The sequence below is a fragment of the Streptomyces sp. DSM 106670 genome, from assembly GCF_055792845.1.
Genome location: NZ_CM147704.1, coordinates 2,223,117 through 2,243,382, shown reverse-complemented (window position 1 = coordinate 2,243,382; position 20,266 = coordinate 2,223,117). Strand labels below are relative to the sequence as shown.

Annotated in this window: 16 protein-coding genes and 3 tRNA genes; 10 read left to right on the top strand and 9 right to left on the bottom strand. The window is 71.0% G+C overall.

Translation table 11 applies throughout. The features are described from left to right. Positions 1-203 precede the first annotated feature (203 nt). Entirely contained in the window at positions 204-1,295 is a 1,092-nt protein-coding gene (locus ACSMXR_RS09895; protein ID WP_137233294.1) for an RNA polymerase sigma factor, read from the top strand. An 18-nt stretch (positions 1,296-1,313) separates the two neighbouring features. Here the strand turns inward: ACSMXR_RS09895 and ACSMXR_RS09890 are convergent, their stop codons facing one another. The 4 genes from ACSMXR_RS09890 to ACSMXR_RS09875 form a co-directional block, all read right to left on the bottom strand. Next, positions 1,314-3,242, bottom strand: coding sequence for an ABC transporter ATP-binding protein (locus ACSMXR_RS09890; protein WP_137233293.1), 1,929 nt, complete (start codon positions 3,240-3,242; stop codon positions 1,314-1,316). After that, on the bottom strand, positions 3,242-4,975 hold the full coding sequence (locus tag ACSMXR_RS09885; protein WP_137233292.1) for an ABC transporter ATP-binding protein: 1,734 nt from the start codon (positions 4,973-4,975) through the stop codon (positions 3,242-3,244). The genes ACSMXR_RS09890 and ACSMXR_RS09885 overlap by 1 nt, the downstream gene beginning before the upstream one ends. A 176-nt stretch (positions 4,976-5,151) precedes the next feature. Next, positions 5,152-6,603: an FGGY family carbohydrate kinase gene (locus ACSMXR_RS09880; protein ID WP_381908295.1), complete on the bottom strand. Its 1,452-nt coding sequence runs from the start codon at positions 6,601-6,603 to the stop codon at positions 5,152-5,154. 67 nt (positions 6,604-6,670) lie between these two features. Further along, entirely contained in the window at positions 6,671-6,979 is a 309-nt protein-coding gene (locus ACSMXR_RS09875; protein ID WP_103510213.1) for a hypothetical protein, read from the bottom strand. A 182-nt stretch (positions 6,980-7,161) separates the two neighbouring features. Between ACSMXR_RS09875 and ACSMXR_RS09870 the strand changes: the two genes are divergently transcribed. From ACSMXR_RS09870 to ACSMXR_RS09850, 5 genes are all read left to right on the top strand, one after another. Beyond that, positions 7,162-7,234, top strand: a tRNA-Asn gene (locus ACSMXR_RS09870). Positions 7,235-7,239: 5 nt separating this feature from the next. Then, positions 7,240-7,312, top strand: a tRNA-Asn gene (locus ACSMXR_RS09865). A gap of 235 nt (positions 7,313-7,547) precedes the next feature. Further along, positions 7,548-7,621: transfer RNA gene (locus ACSMXR_RS09860), tRNA-Ile, on the top strand. Between the two features lie 126 nt (positions 7,622-7,747). Next, positions 7,748-8,131 (top strand): BlaI/MecI/CopY family transcriptional regulator, encoded by a 384-nt coding sequence (locus ACSMXR_RS09855; RefSeq protein ID WP_376188452.1) that lies wholly within the window; start codon positions 7,748-7,750, stop codon positions 8,129-8,131. After that, positions 8,128-9,129, top strand: a complete 1,002-nt coding sequence (locus ACSMXR_RS09850) for a M56 family metallopeptidase (RefSeq protein ID WP_381797530.1) — start codon at positions 8,128-8,130, stop codon at positions 9,127-9,129. Before ACSMXR_RS09855 ends, ACSMXR_RS09850 begins: the two co-directional genes overlap by 4 nt. Before the next feature lie 15 nt (positions 9,130-9,144). Here the strand turns inward: ACSMXR_RS09850 and ACSMXR_RS09845 are convergent, their stop codons facing one another. From ACSMXR_RS09845 to ACSMXR_RS09825, 5 genes are read right to left on the bottom strand one after another with little or no spacing between them, the layout of a single operon-like run. Beyond that, a complete protein-coding gene (locus ACSMXR_RS09845; RefSeq protein WP_473171655.1) occupies positions 9,145-10,539 on the bottom strand; it encodes an MATE family efflux transporter in 1,395 nt (464 codons plus the stop codon). Between the two features lie 2 nt (positions 10,540-10,541). Further along, a complete protein-coding gene (locus ACSMXR_RS09840; protein WP_381797535.1) occupies positions 10,542-11,573 on the bottom strand; it encodes a cysteine synthase family protein in 1,032 nt (343 codons plus the stop codon). Between the two features lie 47 nt (positions 11,574-11,620). Continuing rightward, a complete protein-coding gene (locus ACSMXR_RS09835; RefSeq protein ID WP_473171654.1) occupies positions 11,621-12,952 on the bottom strand; it encodes a Y4yA family PLP-dependent enzyme in 1,332 nt (443 codons plus the stop codon). Positions 12,953-12,984: 32 nt separating this feature from the next. Next, positions 12,985-13,974: an ornithine cyclodeaminase family protein gene (locus ACSMXR_RS09830; RefSeq protein ID WP_381797539.1), complete on the bottom strand. Its 990-nt coding sequence runs from the start codon at positions 13,972-13,974 to the stop codon at positions 12,985-12,987. Between the two features lie 23 nt (positions 13,975-13,997). Next, positions 13,998-14,984 (bottom strand): TauD/TfdA family dioxygenase, encoded by a 987-nt coding sequence (locus tag ACSMXR_RS09825; protein WP_473171653.1) that lies wholly within the window; start codon positions 14,982-14,984, stop codon positions 13,998-14,000. Between the two features lie 379 nt (positions 14,985-15,363). Between ACSMXR_RS09825 and ACSMXR_RS09820 the strand changes: the two genes are divergently transcribed. From ACSMXR_RS09820 to ACSMXR_RS09805, 4 genes are read left to right on the top strand one after another with little or no spacing between them, the layout of a single operon-like run. Further along, positions 15,364-16,923, top strand: a complete 1,560-nt coding sequence (locus ACSMXR_RS09820) for an ABC transporter substrate-binding protein (protein ID WP_381797543.1) — start codon at positions 15,364-15,366, stop codon at positions 16,921-16,923. 44 nt (positions 16,924-16,967) lie between these two features. Beyond that, entirely contained in the window at positions 16,968-17,858 is an 891-nt protein-coding gene (locus ACSMXR_RS09815; protein WP_381797570.1) for an ABC transporter permease, read from the top strand. Next, a complete protein-coding gene (locus ACSMXR_RS09810) occupies positions 17,855-18,700 on the top strand; it encodes an ABC transporter permease (protein WP_473171652.1) in 846 nt (281 codons plus the stop codon). The genes ACSMXR_RS09815 and ACSMXR_RS09810 overlap by 4 nt, the downstream gene beginning before the upstream one ends. Further along, complete coding sequence (locus ACSMXR_RS09805; protein WP_473171651.1) at positions 18,697-20,205, top strand: ABC transporter ATP-binding protein; 1,509 nt, start codon at positions 18,697-18,699, stop codon at positions 20,203-20,205. Before ACSMXR_RS09810 ends, ACSMXR_RS09805 begins: the two co-directional genes overlap by 4 nt. Positions 20,206-20,266 lie beyond the last annotated feature (61 nt).

Below are 20,266 nucleotides of genomic sequence, written 5' to 3'. Positions count from 1 at the left end.
CGTGTCCGCCCGGCCGGGCGGGTAACCGCCCGGTGACGGACCGGAATCAGAAAGTCCTCGCACGCCCCTCGTGACAGTCGTGTGTCGTACCCCACACTGGGGAATGTCTGAGTCATCGGAGCACGCCGGTTCGCGGGGAACACCCGGGGCCGGGCAGACCTCCACCCCCGTCATCCGGCAGCGATCACCTGGAGGTCGCCCCCGTGCAGACCCGGACCGTGACGACCACGACCGAGCCCATCGCGGCCATCCCGGCGCAGCACAGGGCCCTGCACCACCCGGAGACCACAGCCGGCCCGCCCGGACCCGCACCCGAGGCAGTCATGGTGGAAGCGACGCATCTCCCCGAACCGCCGGAGCCGCGGAACCGGGCGGACTCCGGCGGCCCCACCTCCGATCTGTTCCGGCAGTATCTGCGCGAGATCGGCCGCATCCCGCTGCTCACCGCCGCCGAGGAGGTCGAGCTCGCCCGCCGCGTCGAGGCCGGGCTCTTCGCCGAGGAACGCCTCGCGGGCACCCCCGACCTCGACTCCCGCCTCGCCGGGGACCTGGACCGCCTGGTGGTGATGGGCCGCACGGCCAAACGCCGCCTGATCGAGGCCAACCTCCGCCTCGTCGTCTCCGTCGCCAAGCGCTATGTGGGCCGCGGGCTGACCATGCTCGACCTGGTCCAGGAGGGGAACCTCGGGCTGATCCGGGCGGTGGAGAAGTTCGACTACGCCCGGGGCTACAAGTTCTCCACGTACGCCACCTGGTGGATCCGCCAGGCCATGTCCCGCGCCCTCGCCGACCAGGCCCGCACCATCCGCGTCCCGGTCCATGTCGTGGAGCTGATCAACCGCGTGGTCCGGGTCCAGCGCCGGCTCCTCCAGGAACGCGGCGTCGAGCCGACCGCCGAGGACATCGCGGTCGAGCTGGACCTGACGCCCGAGCGAGTCACCGAAGTTCTCCGCCTGGCCCAGGAGCCCGTCTCGCTGCACGCCCCCGTGGGCGAGGAGGACGACGTCTCCTTCGGCGACCTCATCGAGGACGGCGACGCCGCCTCACCCGTCGAATCCGCCGCCTTCCTGCTGCTGCGCGAACACCTGGAGGCGGTGCTCTCCACCCTCGGCGAACGCGAACGCAAGGTCGTACAACTGCGGTACGGCCTGGAGGACGGGCGGCCCCGCACCCTGGAGGAGATCGGCCGGATCTTCGGCGTGACACGCGAACGCATCCGCCAGATCGAGTCCAAGACCCTCAGCAGGCTGCGGGACCACGCCTTCGCCGACCAACTCCGCGGCTACCTCGACTGATCCACCCGGCCGGAACGCTCAGTCCACCTCGGCCAGCGCCTCCGCGAACTGGGCGGCGTACAGCCGCGCGTAGGCGCCACCGGCCGCCAACAGCTCCTCGTGCGTGCCCTGTTCGACGATCGATCCGCTCTCCATCACCAGGATCACGTCCGCGTCCCGGATCGTGGAGAGCCGGTGCGCGATCACGAACGACGTACGCCCGTGGGCGAGGCGCGCCATCGCCTTCTGGATCAGCACCTCGGTCCGGGTGTCCACCGAACTGGTCGCCTCGTCGAGCACCAGGATCACCGGGTCGGACAGGAACGCCCGCGCGATGGTGATCAGCTGCTTCTCGCCCGCGCTGACCCCGGAGCCCTCGTCGTCGATCACCGAGTCGTACCCGTCGGGCAGCGTCCGGATGAACCGGTCGGCATGCGCCGCCCGGGCCGCCTCCTCGATCTCCTCCCGGGTGACCTCGCGCGAAGCGCCGTACGCGATGTTCTCCGCGATCGTCCCGCCGAACAGCCAGGTGTCCTGGAGCACCATGCCGATCGAGGACCGCAGATCGTCCCGGGACATCTTCGCCACATCGACCCCGTCGAGCGCGATCCGCCCGCCGGTCACCTCGTAGAACCGCATCAGCAGATTGACCAGCGTCGTCTTGCCCGCCCCGGTCGGACCGACGATCGCGACGGTCTGCCCCGGCTCCACGCTCAGCGACAGATCCTCGATCAGCGGCTTCTCCGGCTCGTAGCGGAAGGACACCTTCTCCAGCGAGACCCGGCCGGCCGGCCGCTCCGGGCGCTCACCGTGCTCCGGGTCCGCCTCCTGCTCCTCGGCGTCCAGCAGTTCGAAGACCCGCTCCGCGGACGCGATGCCGGACTGGATGAGGTTGGCCATCGAGGCGACCTGCGTCAGCGGCATCGAGAACTGCCGCGAGTACTGGATGAACGCCTGGACGTCACCGATCGACAGCGCGCCCGAGGCGACCCGGAGCCCGCCGACCACCGCGACCAGCACATAGTTGAGGTTGGAGATGAAGAACATCAGCGGCTGCATGAGCCCGCTGGCGAACTGGGCCTTGAAGCCCGCCTCGTACAGCGCCTCGTTCTGCTCGGCGAAGTCCCGCGCGGACTCCTGCTGCCGGCCGAAGACCTTCACCAGGTTGTGCCCGGTGTACATCTCCTCGACATGGGCGTTGAGCGTGCCCGTGACCCGCCACTGCTGCACGAACTGCGGCTGCGACCGCTTGCCGACCTGCGTCGCCACGACCACCGACAGCGGGACCGTCACCAGCGCGACCAGCGCCAGCAGCGGCGAGATCCAGAACATCACGACCAGCACGCCGACGATGGTCAGCAGCGAGTTGATGAGCTGGCCCATCGTCTGCTGGAGCGTCTGCGAGATGTTGTCGATGTCGTTCGTCGCCCGGCTCAGCACCTCACCGCGCTTGGCCCGGTCGAAGTACGACAGCGGCAGCCGCGCCAGCTTCGTCTGGAGGTCCTCACGCAGCTGGAACACGATCCGGTTGATCACCCGGATCGACAGCCGCGTCGCCACCAGCATCAGCAGCCCGGCCCCGACATAGACCGCCAGGGCCAGCAGCAGGACGTTCCCCACCGCCGCGAAGTCGATGCCCTCGCCCGGGGTGAAGCCCACCCCCGAGAGCATGTCGGCCATCGAGCCCCGGCCCTCCTCGCGCAGCCCCTCGATGGCCTGCGCCTTCGTCGAGCCCTCGGGCATCTCGCGCCCGACGACACCGGCGAAGATCAGGTCGGTCGCCCTGCCGAGGATCTTCGGCCCGGCCACCGAGAGACCGACGCTCACCGCCACCGCGCCCAGCATCAGCCAGAGCGAGGTCTTCTCCCGGCCGAACCGCTTCAGCAGCCGCTTGCTCGACCCCTTGAAATCCATCGACCGGTCGGTGGGCGCGCCCCCGGCCATCATCCGTCCGCCCGGACCGGCCATTACGCGGCCTCCGCTTCCGTCAGCTGGGAGAGCACGATCTCCCGGTATGTTTCATTGCCGTCCATCAGCTCGTGATGGGTCCCGGACCCCACGAGCCGGCCCTCGTCCAGCACCAGGATCCGGTCCGCGTCACGGATGGTGGACACCCGCTGCGCCACGATCACCACGGTCGCCCCGGCCGTCTCCCGGCCCAGCGCCGCCCGCAGCGCCGCGTCGGTCGCGTAGTCCAGCGCGGAGAACGAGTCGTCGAACAGATAGATCTCCGGGCGCTGCACCAGCGTCCGGGCGATCGCCAGCCGCTGCCGCTGACCGCCCGACACATTGGTGCCGCCCTGCGCGATCGGCGCGTCCAGCCCGTGCTCCAGCGCCTCCACGAACTCCTTCGCCTGCGCCACCTCCAACGCGTGCCACAGCTCCTCGTCGGTGGCGTCCGGATTCCCGTACCGCAGGTTCGTCGCGACCGTCCCCGAGAAGAGATACGGCTTCTGCGGCACCAGCGACACCGTCTTGGACAGCAGCACCGGATCCAGCGTCCGCACGTCCTCGCCGTCGACCAGCACCTCGCCGTCCGTCACATCGAACAGCCGGGGTACGAGCCCGAGCAGCGTGGACTTCCCGCTGCCCGTCGACCCGATGACCGCCGTCGTCTCCCCGGGCCGCGCCACCAGATCGACCGCCCGCAGCACCGGCTCCTCCGCACCCGGGTAGCGGAACTCCGCGCCCCGCACCTCCAGATGACCGTGCCGCCGCAGCTCGGTGACGGGCGCGACGGGCGGCACGACGCTCGACTCGGTCCCGAGGACCTCCTCGATGCGCTCGGCGCACACCTCGGCGCGCGGCACCATCATGAACATGAAGGTGGCCATCATCACGGCCATCACGATCTGCATCAAATAGGCGAGGAACGCGGTCAGCGCACCGATCTGCATCCCGCCGCTGTCGATCCGGTGCGCGCCGAACCACACCACCGCGACCGACGACAGGTTGACCACCGTCATCACGGTCGGGAACATCAGCGCCATCAGCCGCCCGGTCGCCACCGACACATCGGTCAGCTCGGTGTTCGCCCCCCGGAACCGCTTCTCCTCGTACCCGTCCCGGACGAAGGCGCGGATGACCCGGTTGCCGGTGATCTGCTCGCGCAGCACGCGGTTCACGCCGTCCAGCCGCTCCTGCATGGTGCGGAACAGCGGCCCCATCTTCCGCACGATGAGGCCGACCGAGACCCCGAGCACCGGCACGACCGCCAGCAGCACGGAGGAGAGCGGCACATCCAGGCCGAGCGCCATGACGATGCCGCCGACGCACATGATCGGGGCCGACACCATCAGCGTGAACGCCAGCAGCACCACCATCTGGACCTGCTGGACGTCGTTGGTGGTCCGGGTGATCAGCGAGGGCGCCCCGAAGCGGCCCAGCTCACGGGCGGAGAAGGACTGCACCCGGTCGAAGACGGCGGCCCGCACATCACGCCCGAGAGCGGCGGCGGTACGCGCCCCGTAATAGACGGCCCCCACATTGCAGAGGACCTGCAGAACACTGACGGCGATCATGAGACCGCCGAATTCCAGGATGTAGCCGGTGTCACCCGTGACGACACCGTTGTCGATGATGTCGGCGTTCAGGCTGGGCAGATACAGGGTGGCGCAGGTCTGGAGCAGCTGGAGACAGACCAGCAGCACGATGGGTTTCTTGTACGGGCCCAGATGGGCCCGCAGGAGTTTTATGAGCACGCGGGTCTCTCGGAATCGGCGGAAGGCAGAGGCCGACCCAGTTTCGCGTACGCCGTACTCCGAGAGCGAACCCTTTTCCCCAAGCCCGGGTCAAACCTGGCGCGCGCGGGAAACCCGCGCGCTCCGGGGGCGCGGCGGCGCGCTCGGGTGTCACGGACGCACGCCGACGCCCGCGCTCACTCCGGGTGGACGCCCCGGAAGGCCCCGGGGTGGATCTGGTCCCGGGTCGCCGCGTACTGCTGACGCACCGCGCCGCCGACCGCCAGCTCGTCGCCGGGCTCCAGCACCTGGGCCGCCGCACCCTGCCAGGCCGGGGGAGTGCGCGGGTCGAGAGCGCCCTGCGAGACCCCGAGCGCCCAGGCCGCCTGCCGGGCCGCGCCGAGCGCCGCGTACTGGGCGGGCTGCGGCACCACGACCTGGGTGCCGAACACCGCCGGCGCCAGCGCCTGCACGGCGGGCAGTTCGGCGGCGGCGCCCAGCAGGAACACCCGCCGCACCTCCACACCCCGCCCGCGCAGCACGTCCAGGGCGTCGGCGAGCGAACACAGCATTCCCTCGAACGAGGCCCGCGCCAGATGCTCCGGCTTCATCGACTCGCGCCGCAGCCCGCTCAGGGTGCCCGCGGTGTGCGGGAGCTGCGGGGTGCGCTCACCTTCCAGGTAGGGCAGCAGTACGAGCCCCGAAGCGCCGGGCGTCGACTTCATGGCGAGCGCGGACAGCTCCTCAAGACCGTCCACGCCCAGCATCTCGGCGGTGCCCCGCAGCGCACGCACGGCATTGGAGAGGTGCACCACCGGCAGATGCATCCCGGTGGCGTCGGCGAACGAGGTGATCATGCCGCTCTGATCGGCGAGCGCCTCGTGATGCACCGCCATCACGGACCCGGAGGCCCCCAGCGACACCACCGCGTCGCCCACCGCGACCCCGAGCCCGAAGGCCGCGGCCATGGTCTCGCCGGTGCCCGCGGAGATCAGCAGCCCTTCCGGGGTCATCCCGGCGGAGTCGGCGGGCCCGAGCACCTCGGGCAGCGCGGCGGAGTGCCCGAGGGCGATCTCCACCAGATCGGGGCGGTAGGAGGCGGAGCCCGCCGACCAGTACCCGGTGCCCGAGGCCGCGCCCCGGTCCGTGGTCCGCCGGGCGGGCCGGCCCAGCAACTGCCACACGAGCCAGTCGTGCGGCTGGAGCACGGCGGCCACCCGCTGGGCGTTCTCCGGCTCGGTCCGCGCCAGCCAGCGCAGCTTCGCCACCGGCTGCGCGGCGCTCGGCACGGCCCCGACGGCCTCCGCCCAGGCCTGCCGCCCGCCCAGTGCGTCGACGAGATCGGCGGCGGCGACCTGCGCCCGCCGGTCGTTGCCGAGCAGCGCGGGACGCACGAGGTTGCCCTGCTGGTCCAGCGGCACGAGCCCGTGCTGCTGCGCGGAGACCCCGATGGCCTGCACACCTTCGAGCAGCCCGCCGGAGGCCGCCTCACCGAGCGAGAGCAGCCAGGCCTGCGGATCGACCTCGGTGGCCTTCGCCTCGACCGGGTGGGCGGCGTACCCCTCCCGGAGCACGGCGCCCGACTCCGTGTCGCAGACGACGATGTGAGTGAAGGCGGAAGAACTGTCCAACCCCGCGACTATGCCCATACGGAGATTCTGCCGCACCACGCGACGTTCCCGTAACCGACGCCTTCGGCCGCCGGGCCCCCGTCGCTCAGGTGTTCGTGGTCCCCCAGTCGTCCTCGGCGCCGCCGTTGTGGCTGCTGCGCTCCCGCAGCGACCGCACCCGCTCGGCGACGGAGGCGGGCACCTTGTCCCCGACCTTGTCGCTGACCGAGTGGTACGCCTTGCCCGCGATGTCCCGGCCGCTGTGCGCGGCACTCTCGGCGGCGTTGCGCACGGCGGGGTTCTCCGCGAACTGCCGGGCCGACTTCTTCAACTGCTCGTAACGCTCGCGCCCGGCTCGCGTGCCGAGCACGTAACCGAGGGCCACTCCGGCGATGAACGTGAGCCGGTACCGCATGGCTGCCACCCTTCCTACGCTTGGTGCGACGTGTGCAGCCCGCCTACCCGCGAGCACCCGAGATCACCCCGGGCGATACCGATTGGCGGAGCACCCCCCTGCTTGCGCTAATGTATGTGTCGCAGCGAACGCGCGCCGCCCGGCAGCCGCCAGGCAGGTACGATTTCGAAGCAACGCAGCAATCCCCTGTAGCTCAATTGGCAGAGCAGCCGGCTGTTAACCGGCAGGTTACTGGTTCGAGTCCAGTCGGGGGAGCGCGATCCCCTGTAGCTCAATTGGCAGAGCATTCGGCTGTTAACCGGAGGGTTACTGGTTCGAGTCCAGTCGGGGGAGCGGAACGGAAGAGGACCCCTCGGGGTCCTCTTTCGCGTGTGGGCCGGATCCCCTTCCGGGGCCCCGGGCGGACCCGGAGGACGACTCTTTCGGGTCTCCTCGATCTCGCCCGCAACCGGGCAGCACGCAGCGACGTCCTCAAGATCAGGTGAAGCCGGTCAACCGGAGCGAGAGATCGTATGACCGGCTATGCTGCGGCAGACGGTGCGCACACTTGTACGCGCCACGCCGAAACGGGGCGGTAGCTCAGCCGGTTAGAGCAGCGGACTCATAATCCGTCGGCCGTGGGTTCGAGTCCCACCCGCCCCACCGAGCGTCCCCAGGCAGAATCGTTCTTGCCTGGGGAGACGTGTTTTCCGGGGGCGGTTCCCCGCGCGGCGCTCGCCGCACTCGTGATCCGCCGGGCCGCCAGGGGCATGCGGGACGGGAGAGACAGTGTCGAAAGAGCGCCGGGACGAGAGACGTCAGCACGGTGAGCTCGTCGCCGAAGTGCTGGCGGTGCTGTGGGAGGCCGGTACGCCGATGACCGCGCAGCAGGTGAACGCCGCGCTCGACAAGGGGCTGGCCAGAACGACGATGGCCACCATCCTGGGCCGTCTCCACGAGAAGGGGACGCTGCGCCGGATTCCGGCGACCCGCGGTTTCGCCTACGAGCCGGTGGAGGACGCGGCCGGGCTGGTCGCGGGCCGGATGCGGCGTGAGCTGGAGAGCGACCCCCGGCGGGATCTGGTGCTGAAGCGCTTCGTGTCGTCCCTGTCCGAGAGCGACGAGGAGACACTGCGGAGCCTTCTCCGTGAGGCCGAGGACGGCGCTGAGTGACGTACGTGCTCGTCCTGGTCGTTCTGACCCTCGCGTTCCCGTGGGGCGGGGCGGCCGTCGCACGACGCCTTGCCGCCGTACTGCCGCCCCGCCCGGCCTGTTGGGTGCTGACGGGTGCGGCGGTCCTGCTGGCCGGTGGGACGATCTCGGCGCTGGTCGGCCTGTTCCACGTGCCGTTTCTCGCCTCGTTGGAGCAGCTGTCCCTGACGCGGGTGCTGGAGGCATGGCCTGCGGCGGTGCCGTTCGCCGGTGCGGCCGGAGCGCTGTTGCTGGTGCAGTCGGTGTTGCTGGTACGGCGTTGGCTTCAGCATCGTTCGCTGCTCAAGCGGGCCTGGCTGTCGGCGGACGAGGGCACGGGCGACGGGGACGTACTGGTGGTCCCCGGGAACGACGTGGACGCTTTCGCCCTTCCCCGCTACCGGGGACGCGGCGGTCGGGTCGTGGTGACGTCCGGCATGGTGCGGTCGCTGAAGGGGGGCGAGCGCGAGGTGCTGCTGGCCCACGAGCGGGCGCACCTGGCCGGGCGCCATCACCTGCTGTCGGCGCTGGTGGATCTTGCCGCTGTCGTTCACCCCGCGCTTCGGAGCCTGCGGGAGGCGTTGGTCTTCCACTTGGAACGGTGGGCGGACGAGGACGCGGCCGCGGTCGTGGGCGACCGGCGGGTGGCGGCTGCGGCCATCGCCCGGGCGGCACTGGCCGGGACGTCCCACGGTCGTGTCACCGGGTATCCACTGCTGTCGGCGACCAGTGGGCCGGTGCCGCGGCGCGTCGAGGCGTTGCTTCTGCCCGAGCCGGTCGCTCCGCGCGGTGGCGTCCGGCGGACGGGTGCCACGGCCCTGGCGGCGACGGTCGTCGTGGCAGCGGTGGCAGCTCTCGCGCTGGCGTACGGGCTCCATGAGTACGTGGAGTACGCGGCGAGGCAACTGGTCGGTGCGCCGGGAGGTTGTTCGAGCCTGTGGGGCGCGCTCGACGCGTTGGTCGGTTCCGGCGCACCGTAACGGCCGCCCCGTCGGTCAGACCGTGGTGGAGGCGGGGCGGGACCGCGCGGCGAGTGCGGTGTCGTAGCGGCGCAGGAGCAGCAGGGCGGTGGCGGCGAGACCGATGAGCAGGCCGAGCCAGATCCCGAGGGTGTCGAGTCCCAGGGCGTAGGCGAGAAGCAGGGCGGCGGGCAGTCCGATGGCCCAGTAGCCGACCAGGGTGATGCGGAAACCGCTCCTGGTGTCGTCGAGGCCGCGCAGGAGGCCGACACCGATGTTCTGGGTGCAGTCGAAGAACTGCAGGAACGCGGTGACGATCAGCAGGTGCGTGGCGATGCCGAGCGCCTGCTCGGAGCCCGTTTCGAGGAACGGGGCCAGGACGAGGCCGGGCAGGGTGAGATACACGGCGCCCACGACGATCATGACGGCTGCGGCGCAGGCCAGAGCGGTGTTCTTGATGCGCCGGGCGCCGTCGTGGTTGCCGAGGGCGAGTTCGCGGCTGACGTTGATGGACGCGGCGTGGGACAGACCGATGGCCACCTGGAAGACGATGTACACCAGCTGATTGACGGCGGTGTGCGCGGCGAGTGCGTCGGGGCCGAAGGAGCCCGCCATCAGTGCGGTGACCGAGAAGAATCCCGCTTCGGACCCGTAGGTGGCGGCGATCGGCATGCCCAGGCCGAGGAGTCGTCCGACGGTCGCGGCGTCCGCCCGGGTGATGTCGAGGGTGAGGAACGGCGCGAGCTCTTTGTCCCTCTTCGCAGCGAGGTACAGGGCGGCGAAGGACAACAGGTGGACGGTGGACGTGGCGAGCCCGACACCGGTGAGGCCGAGCCGGGGCAGGCCGAAGGCGCCGTGGATGAGGATCCAGTTGAGTCCGGCGTTCACGGCGATGGAGACGATGGTGATGCGCAGGAGGGCCTGGGGCCGGCGCATGCCGACGGTGAACTGACGGATGGCCTGGAACCACAAGCAGGGCAGGAGTCCGGGCGCCAGGGCGTAGAGCATGGTCCGGGTGAGGCCGACGACGGACGGGTCCTGGCCGAGCCAGGACAGCGCGTGGCCGATGAGGACCATGAGGACGGCACCGGCGATGCCGGCGAAGGTGGCGACAGCGAGGCTGGCGCGGACGATGGCACGGACCTCGCCGTGGGCATCCTCCTTTGCGGCGGCCGCGCCGCCCGCCTGTTCGGCTCGGGCGGCGGCTGCCGCGATCCGGTTGCCGACGGCGGTGCACAGGCCGACGCCCATGGTGCGGATCTGGTTGAAGATCACGATGGCGAGGCCGCCGGCCGCGAGTTCGGTGGTGCCCAGCATGCCCATCATCACCGTGTCGGTGGTCGTCAGGGCGACCTGGGCGAGCTGGGTGAGGATGAGCGGGACGGCCAGGACACCGAGTGCGCGGCTGTCGCGGAGGAGGGTGGGCAGCATGGTCACCGGTTCCCGCGGAGCTTGGTGAGGAGTTCGTCCACTTCGCGTTCGGTCTCGGGGCTGAGAAGGCCGTGGCCGAGCATCCAGTCGTCGTTGAAGACGGTGTCCATGTACTTCTCGCCTCCGTCGTTGATCAGGGCGACCATAGTGCTGCCCGGCGGCAGTGACGGCAGACGGTTCAGCGCCTCGTGGACGACGCCGCCCGCGGAGCCGCCGATGAGCACCCCGGCACGGGCCAGCGCGCGGCAGGTGGCGAAGGCTTCGACGTCGCCGACCTTGACGCCTTCGTCGATGAGGTCGAAGTCGACCAGGGCGCCGATCTCGGCGCCCTCGGGGGTGCCGGTACCGGACTGGTAGTAGTCGTGAGCGGGGCCGCCGAACGCGATGGAGCCCTTGGGCTCGACGCCGATGACGGTGAAGCCGGAGGTGAGCCCGGCCAGTTCCCGTACGGTGCCGCACAGGCCGCCGCCGGTGCCGACGGCACCGATGAGGACATCGATGTCTCCGTCGAGCGCTTCGGCGAGTTCGTGGGCGACGGGGAAGTAACCGACGCCGTTGGCGGGGTTGTTGTGCTGTTCGGTGAAGACGGTGTTGTCCTGCCCGCGGGCCATGTTCTCGGCGAGTTCCTCACGGGCGGCCGTGTGGAGTTCTTCGCCGTCGCTGTCGGCGTCGACGTAGACGAGTTCGGCGCCCAGCGCCTTCATGGCACGCAGTTTGTCGGCGGCGGCGTGGTGGTCGACGACCGCGGTGAAGGTGTAGTCGCGCTCGGCGGCGATGACGGACAGGCCGAGGCCCGTGTTGCCGGAGGTGGATTCGATGATGCGGCCTCCGGCGCGGAGATCCCCGGCGGCTTCGGCGGCGTCGATCATGGCGCGGGCCATGCGGATCTTCGCGGTGCCGGTGGGGTTGAACATCTCCAGCTTGAGCAGCAGGCGGCTGCCGGTCCCGGTGGTGGCGAGCTCCAGCAGGGGGGTGTAGCCGATCAGGTCGGATATGCGGGAGACGACGGCGGGGCGCTGAAGGGCTCCGGGCATCAGAGGGCTCCTGGGGACGTGGCGGGCGGTGCGCGGGGTTTCGGTGGTCAGGCGAAGTGGCGGTCGAGGCGCCAGCGCGGCCGGATCCGGTCGGTTTGGTCGATGACGACCTTCGGCGGCAGCGGCAGGTCGTGGAACGGGGACTCGTTGGAGTCCATCTGGTATCCGGCCGTGTTCGGGTACAGCAGCAGGTCCCCGGCGCGCGGCGGCTGGGGGAAGGCGATCTTGCGCCAGGTGAGCATGTCCGACTCCAGGCAGGTGGCCGCGCCCACGCTGGCGGGGAACACACCGGTCGTGGCGGCCGGGTCGCGGGGGATCAGCTGGGGGTCGGGGAGGTATTCGCTGTTGAACCACTGTTCGGACAGGCTCAGGCTGGTGCCGTCGACGGTCAGGATCCGGTAGCCGTCGCGGTGCTTGACGCCCTGGATGGTGAAGACGGTGGCGCCGGCCTGGTCGAGCAGCGCGCGGCCGGGTTCGATGAGCAGGTCGATGCCGGCGTCCTTGAGCTGGTCCGCCAGGGTGGAGTCGGTGTTCACCGGGCGGGTCGCCAGCAGTGCGGACAAGGCGTCGGCTCCGGCCACCGGCGAGTGGTAGGGGTAGAAGTCGTCGGTCCGGAACGTCTTGCCGCCGTGGTAGTGGGCGGGGTTCTGGGTGGCGAGGAAGTCGCGCCAACTGCCCGCGTCGGTGTAGCTGATGGGCAGTCCGCCGCCGATGGAGATCCGGCCCGCCTCCAGACCCTGGCGCCGTGCGTCGACGCAGAGGTCGATCAGGCGGGCGGTGAGGTTGGCCCGGGGCTGGAGGGCGTAGCCGGACAGGTGGAAGCTGAAGCCTTCCATCCGGACCGCGTCCCCCGCCTCCAGACACCTCTTGAGAGCCGTGGCCAGTTCGCTCTCGCTCATGCCGAACCGGGAGTGCCGCTGAGTGGCGGGCAGGGCGCGCAGCAGCACCCGGGCCGGACGTACGCCGCCGGTCGGCGCCAGCGAGATCAATCGGTCGAGTTCGTCGAGGGCGTCCACGGCGATGGTGGCACGGTGGGCGACGGCCAGGCGCAGCAGGACGGGGTCCTTGGCCGGGCCGGTCACCATGAGATGTTCGCCGCGTACGCCGTGGCCGAGGGCTTCACGCAGTTCCGCGGCGGAGGCGACATCGACGCCCGCGCCGCCGGCCGCGGAGCGTTCCACGAAGACGGCGGCCTTGTTGGCCTTCTTCGCGTAGTAGACGAAGCCGTCCACGCCCGACCTGCTGAGGGCGTCCTGCATGGCGGCGAGGTTGGCGGTGAAGGCGTCGGGCAGCAGGAAGTGGAAGGGTCCGCCGAAGGCGTAGGCGAGTTCGGCCGCGAGTCCGCCGGCGACGACCGGCAGCGTGGCCGGGCTGGGCACGGCGGGCAGTGTCGGCCAGGTGGAGGCCGAGGCTACTTCCACAGCGGTATCTCCGTTCCGAGGTTCTGTTCGAGGGCGAGTTGAGCGAAGCGGTGGCCGAGGGCGATGTCGGTGACGACGAGGCCGCTGTTGTAGGCGAAGATCCGCTCGGTGGGACGGGTACGTCCCGCCGTGCGGCCGGAGAGGATGTCGGCGAGTTCGACATCGACGGGCCGCAGCGTCCCGTCGGGGTGGACGAGGTCGCCGCCGGTGTGTGCCATCTGTTCGGCGCTGGTGGCGACGACCCGGTCGGCCCGGTGCAGGGTGGACGGTGCGAGCCCGTGGCCGACCAGGACGGACAGGGCCCCGGGGCCGAGCCAGCCGGACTCGACGGCCGCCGGGGTCGCGGGGCCGGCGGTGCCGATCAGGATGTCGGCGTCCTCGGCCGCTGCCCGTACGTCGGTGACGACGTCCACCTCGCGGTCGGGGAAGTGGGCGGCGAACTGCTCGCACACGGCCGCGATGCCGTCGGGGTGGGTGCCGAACAGCATCAGCCGCTCCAGGTCCGGCAGCGCGGTCACCAGAAGGGGCAGCGCCATGCGGGCGGTGGTGCCGGTACCGATCAGCAAGGCGGTACGGGCGTTCGGGGCGGCGCAGGCCCGGGCCATGAGGGCGGAGACGGCCGGGGTGCGCAGCGAGCCGATCCGGCCGCAGTCCATCAGCGCCAGCGGCAGTCCGGCAGCGTCGTCGTACAGGGTCAGGGTGGTGTAGTGCCGCAGCCTGGCGCGGTCCTGGTGCGGGTCGTGCCGGTAGGAGGCACGGACCGCGACGACCTGGCGGTTCCCGTCCCGGCCGAGCATCGCGTACGAGACGGAGCTGCTGTCGGGCGGACTGACGGACAGCTTGGCCGGGTTGGCCGATGTCCCGTCCGCGAGCGGTCTGATGGCCTGCGCGACGACGTCGAGGATGTCGGTGAGGGTGATGTCGATGGCGTCGACGTCGCGGCGGGTGAGGATGCGCAGGCTCTTGTGGTCGGTGTCCACGGTGTGATCTCTTTCCCGTCCTGTCAGGGGAAGGCGAGGAGGGCCGCCTGGCCGTACCCGTGCTCGTCGGCCTCGGCGGCCGGGCGGGTCGGCCGTCCGGTGACGCGCACGGAGGCGCGCTTGAGCCAGCGGTCGGTTCCGTCGTAGCGGGCGGTGAACGGGACCCGGCCGTGGACGACGATGTCGTTGTCCACCACCAGGACGTCGCCCGGCGCCAGGCTCACCGCGACGGAGACCCGGGCGAGTTCCTCCTCCAGACGTCGGTACGCACCACGCCATGCGTCGTCGGCTTCGTCCAGAGGTGTGTAGGCCGGGTCGAAGCGCATGGTCGGGCCCTCGGGAGTGTCGAACAGGGTCGGTACCGGCGCGGGGCGGCCGGCGAACTGCCGGGCCTCCTCGTACGCGTCGTCCGGCAGGATCGGCACGACCGGGCGCCGGAGCTGTTCCGCGTCGGCCCGTGCAAGGGCCGTGCGGCGGATGCTGGCCGCGGTGGTCGCGATGTTGTCGTGGTTGCGCATGCAGCACAGCAGGAGCAGGTGCGCGCGTCCCGGATGGAAGGCGTCCTCGGTGTGCGGCGTGAGCAGCACACCGCTGGAGGCTCCGGTCTGCTCGTTCTCGTGTCCGGGCGAGGGAACGATGTTGTGCACGAAGCGGCCGTCCTGCTGCCCGTCCCAGGCGATCGGGGTGCCCATCAGGGTGGAGACGAGAAGCAGGACCACGTCCCACACCGCGCCGGCGTCGCCGGCCGTCGACCAGTGGCCGGGCGTGGAACCCAGTTCGGTGTCGTCGAGGTGGAGGCCGCGCAGGACGAAGAGGCCGTCGGCGGTGTCCACGGGGCGCAGGGCCTGCCGCACCGTGGAGCCGAGGCGGGCGCACGCGTCGGGGAGGGCGGCGAGCAGGTCGGGCGAGGTGGCGGAGCCGTGCTCGGCGAGCAGCTCGGCCGCCGCGATGGTCAGTTCCGCTGCGGCTGCGGGGTCGAGAGGGCGTACCGGGGCAGGGCAGGTGGGCACGGTGGCACCTTCCGGGGCAGGGCGAGTCGAAGCGCGGGCATGCGGCAGCGCCGCACCGGCTCGAAAAAGGGAAAAAGTACGCGAAATGGTCGGGGCGCTACGCGGCTCGGAGCACCGCCGGACACCGGGAACGTAACAACGCCGAACTGGTGAGGCAACCCTAACCGGCATGATTGACTACATCAACGTAGACGAATTTTCGGCCACTCCGCACTGAATTGACGATCCGTCAAAACTGCTTATGAGCAGCCAAGTTGAGCTGATTTCAGTCCGGCTCGGCGGTGGTCGGGGCCGGGCTGAGCGGCTTGCGGAGGATGGCTGAGTTCGGTTAGGTGACCCTAAGAACGACCGAGCGCGAACCTGAGACGAGGAACCAGACGTGGGCGTCACCAGACGACAGCTGCTGTGGGCCGGCACCGGCCTCGGAGCGGCGGGAATTCTCGCGGCCTGCAGCGGCGGCGGCGAGAACTCCGAAGGCACGGCGGCCTCTGGTGGGGCAGACGGGAAGCCCCGTACCGGCGGCACCTTGAGGGTGGGTGCGCTGGGGCGTGCGAGTGCGATCACGCGCGACCCGCACGGGACGCAGGGCAACGAGAGCGACTACCTCGTCCTCGCGCTGGTCTTCGACACGCTCACCGTCCCCGGCGCGAAAACCAACACCGCCCCGCGCCTGGCCGCGTCGTGGGAGCCGTCGGCGGACCTCAAGACGTGGAAGTTCACGCTTGCCGAGGGCGCGGTGTTCCACGACGGCACCCCGGTGACCGCCGACGATGTCGTGTGGTCGCTGAAGCGGCTGCGCGGCACCCCCTCCGGGGCCGCGCGCCTGCCCGGCATCCAGGCGAAGAACATCAGCGCCGAGGGCACGGACACCGTCGTGGTCGTCTCCGACTACCCCAACGCCGAGTTCCCTCTCATGACGAGGTTCGCGTCCTTCGTGATGAAGAAGGGCACCAAGGACGCGGAGATCGCCAAGGCGCCCGGCACCGGCCCGTTCAAGCTGGACTGGTTCCGGGGCGGCAACGCACGCTTGGTGCGCAACGACGAGTGGTACGGCCCGAAGGTGCACCTCGACGCGATCGAGGTCACCATGTTCGAGACCACGCAGGCGATGACGAACGCACTGCTGGCCGGCCAGATCGACCTGGCGTCCAACGCCGGTGCTGTCGCGGCCCGTACCGCCGAGTCCCGCAAGGACCTGCAGGTGCTGCGCCGCCCCGACGACATGGCCATGCCGATCGTCATGCGCACCGCGAAAGGCAGCCCGTTCGCGGACGAGCGGGTACGGGAGGCGATGCGCCTGGTCGTGGACCGCGAGGCGATGGTCAAGCAGGTCCTGTCCGGTTACGGCACCGTCGCCAACGACATCCTGGGCACCGGCGACCCCGACTACGCCAGGACCATTCCGCAGCGCGAGCGCGATCTGGCCAGGGCCGAGCGGCTGCTGAAGGACGCGGGCTTCGACCTCTCCAGGACGTACGAGCTGGTCACCACCGAGGACATCTCCGGACTCGCCGACTCCGCCACGCTCTTCGCCAACCAGGCCCGTGAAGCCGGCATCAAGATCAAGGTCGTCAAGCAGGAATCCGGCGCGTTCTACGAGAAGACCTGGAAGACCGGCGACTTCTACCTCACGTACTGGGGGACGAACGACTCGGTGGTCTTCTTCGCGTCCAAGACCATGGTCAGCGAAGCGGGCCAGAACGAGGCCGGCTGGAGCGACGCCGGCTTCGACGCCGCCTACCGCAAGGTCATCGGCACCGCCGACCCGAAGCAGCGAACGGCGGCGCTCACGGACCTCCAGCAGATCGAGCACGACCGCTCCGGCTACCTGCTGTGGGGCATGGCCGACGGCATCGATCTGGCCGCCGAGAAGGTGCGGAACCTGCCCGAACTCGCCGGGTACGGACGCGTACAGCTCGAAGGCGTGTGGCTGAGTTGACCGTCACCGCGCGGATCGCGGGCATCCTCGGGCGGCGGGTCCTGATGCTGGTCGTGCTGCTCGCGCTGGTGTTCTCGGCCGTCGAGCTGCTGCCGGGCGATGCGGCCGCCGCCTCGGCCGAACGCGGGGAGAGCGCGGCGGACCTCGCGGAGCGCCGTCACCTGCTGGGCCTGGACCGGCCGGTGTGGGAACGGTTCACCGACTGGATGACCGCGCTGCCCACCGGCGATCTCGGCAACTCCGCCCGCGGGCAGAAGGTCACCGAGCTGCTGGCCGACCCGCTGCCCAACACGCTCGTCCTCGCGGTGAGCGCGTTCGTGATCACCGTGGTGCTGTCGCTGCTGCTGGGCTGCTGGGCCGCCGCCCGCCCCGGCCGCCCGACCGACCGGACGATCACCCACGCCACGACCGCCGCGTTCGCGGTCCCGGAGTTCGTGGTGTCGGCGGTGCTTCTGCTGCTCCTGTCCCTGTGGACGGGATGGCTGCCCGCGGTCACGGTCACCGGCGGCGACGGCAGGCCGGCGAGCTGGACCATGCTGATCATGCCGGTTCTCGCCCTGGTCATCCCGCAGACCGGCTGGAACACCCGTGTCGTACGGGGCGCGCTGGCCGACCAGGCGACCGCCCCGCACGTCGAGGCGGCGCACCTGGACGGTCTGCCGCTGCACAGGATCCTGATGAACCACCAGCTGCCCGGAGCGGTTCCGGCCATCGCCACCGGTATCGCGACCTCCACCGGTCTGCTCTTCGGCGGGGCCGTCGTCGTGGAGACCCTGTTCAACTACCCGGGTATCGGCACCGTCCTGGCCGGAGCCGTCGCCGCACGCGACACCCCTCTGATCGCCGGAGTCGTCATCTGCGCCGGCGCCGTCGTCAGCCTCGTGCTGCTGGCCGCCGACCTTGTCCGCCACGCCACCCTGGGAGTCCGCGGATGACCGCCGCCCTGTCCGTGGCCGCGCGCCGGGACTCCCGCCGGGCCAGGACCGTCGCGCTCGCAACGGTGGCCGTACTGCCGCTGCTGGTCGCCCTCTCCGGACCACTGATCGCTCCGCACACCCTCGACACCCCGGTCACCGCACCGTTCGCCGCACCGGGCGACGGCGCCGTGCTGGGCGGGGACCAGTTGGGCCGCGACGTCCTGAGCCGCGTCCTGCACGGCGGCACCCATCTGATCGCCGGCGCCCTCCTCGTCGCCGTCGTCATCACGCTCACCGCCACACTGATCGGCATCACCGCCGTGCTGCGCCCGACACTCGGCCGCGCGGTCGAACGCAGCGCGGACGTCGCGATCCTCCTGCCGCCACTGCTGGGCATCATGCTCATCGCGCTCGCGTGGCCCGGCGGCGGACGCTGGGCGGTGATCACCGCTGCCGTCGTCCTCGGCACCCCGTACGCGGTCCGGGTCGTGGCCGCCGCCGCGTCCCCGCTCGCCACGGCCGGATACGTCGAAGCCGCCCTGACCCGCGGGGAGTCGACCTCCTACATCGCGCTGCGAGAGATTCTGCCCAACCTCCGCGGCACCCTCCTGACCCTCTTCGGCCTGCGGTTCGTGGAAGCCTTCTACGTCATCTCCATGGCCGGCTTCCTGCAGATCGGACCTCAGCCGCCCGCCTCGGACTGGTCACTGATGGTCCGTGAGAACGCCTCCGGCATCCTCCTCAACCCCTGGGCCGTCATCGCCCCCAGCCTCGCCATCGCCCTGCTGGCCATCACGGCCAACCTGGCCGCCCTCTCCCTGGCCCCCGAACCCACCGCGAAGGAGGTGACCCGCTCATGAACGACCTCGCCCCGCTCCCCGCGAGCGCCCCCTCATCGGCACCCGCGCCCTCCTCGCCGCTGATCACCGCGGCACGCCTCCAGGTACGGCTGCCCCAAGGGCAGGTCCTGCTGCCCGAGACCACCGCGCAGATACACGCCGGGCGGGTCACCGCCCTCATGGGCGCCTCCGGCTCCGGCAAGACCACCCTGCTGCGAACCCTCATCGGCCACCTTCCCCCGGGCGCCGTCGTCACCGGGGCCCTCGACGTCCTCGGCCGCGTACCGCACCAACTGCCGGACGGAGAACTGCGCGCGCTGCGCCGTACCACGGTCGCCTACGTCGGCCAGGACCCCGGCTCCGCCCTCAACCCCCGTATGACCGCGCGCCGCCTGGTCGCCGAACTCGCCGTCGACCCGGGCGAGGAGAAGGTTCTCGAACTGCTGGCGGAATGCCGCCTGCCCGTCGGCACCGGGACGGCCGACCGCCGGCCCTCCGCGCTCTCGGGTGGCCAGCAACGACGCGTCGCGCTCGCCCGCGCCCTCGCCCGCAACCCCCGGATACTCCTCCTCGACGAGCCCACGGCCGGACTCGACCGAGCGCTACGTGACGAGATCGCGCACCTGCTGCGCCACCTCGCCATCAGCCGGAACCTCGCCGTCGTCATCGCCACCCACGACCCCGGCCTCGCCGATGCCTGCGCCGAACACCTCATCCGACTCACGCCGAGCACCGTGCCCGCGCCCGCGCCCCCGTCGGGAACGGCCGCCGAACTGCCCGGCACCATGGCCGACCCGCACGACGCCCCCGCGGGCGACGGGCTCGCCGCCGCGTCCATCGACGCCCACTTCGGCCACCACCGCCGGCCGAGCCCCGTCCTCACCGACGTCGCGTTCACCGCACCACCCGGATCAGCGGCCGCCGTCATCGGCCCCTCCGGCTCGGGCAAGACCACCCTGCTGCGCGTCCTGGCCGGACTCCACCCCCACCACAGCGGGCACCTCACTCTCGACGGCCGCCCGCTGGCCGCACGTGTCCAGCGCCGTACGCGGGAACAGCGGCGCCGGATCCAGCTCGTACCGCAGAATCCGTTGGCGACCCTCAACCCCCGGCACACCGTCGGCCGCCAACTGGCCAGGCCCCTGCGCCTCGGTCCGGACGCGCACAGAAGCCTCCGCCCGGCCCGCGTCGCCGAACTCCTCGCCCTCGTCGAGCTGCCCGCCGACTACGCCGACCGCTACCCCGGCGAACTCTCCGGCGGCCAGCGCCAACGCGTCTCCATCGCCCGCGCCCTCGCCGCCGCCCCCGACGTCCTGCTCTGCGACGAGGTCACCTCCGCCCTCGACGCGGACACCGCCGTCGGCATCATGGACCTCCTCACCCGCCTGCGCACGGAACAGCGCATGACCCTGGTCGTGGTCTCCCACGAACACCACCTGGTCGCCCGCTACACCGACACCGTCCACCTCCTCGACGCAGGCCGCATCACCGGCAGTGGCCCCACGGCCCGACTGCTGTCCGCCTGACGCCCCGTCGGACCTCGGCTCCTCCGGCCGACGGCTCCGCAGCGCGTACCACGCGCTTGCT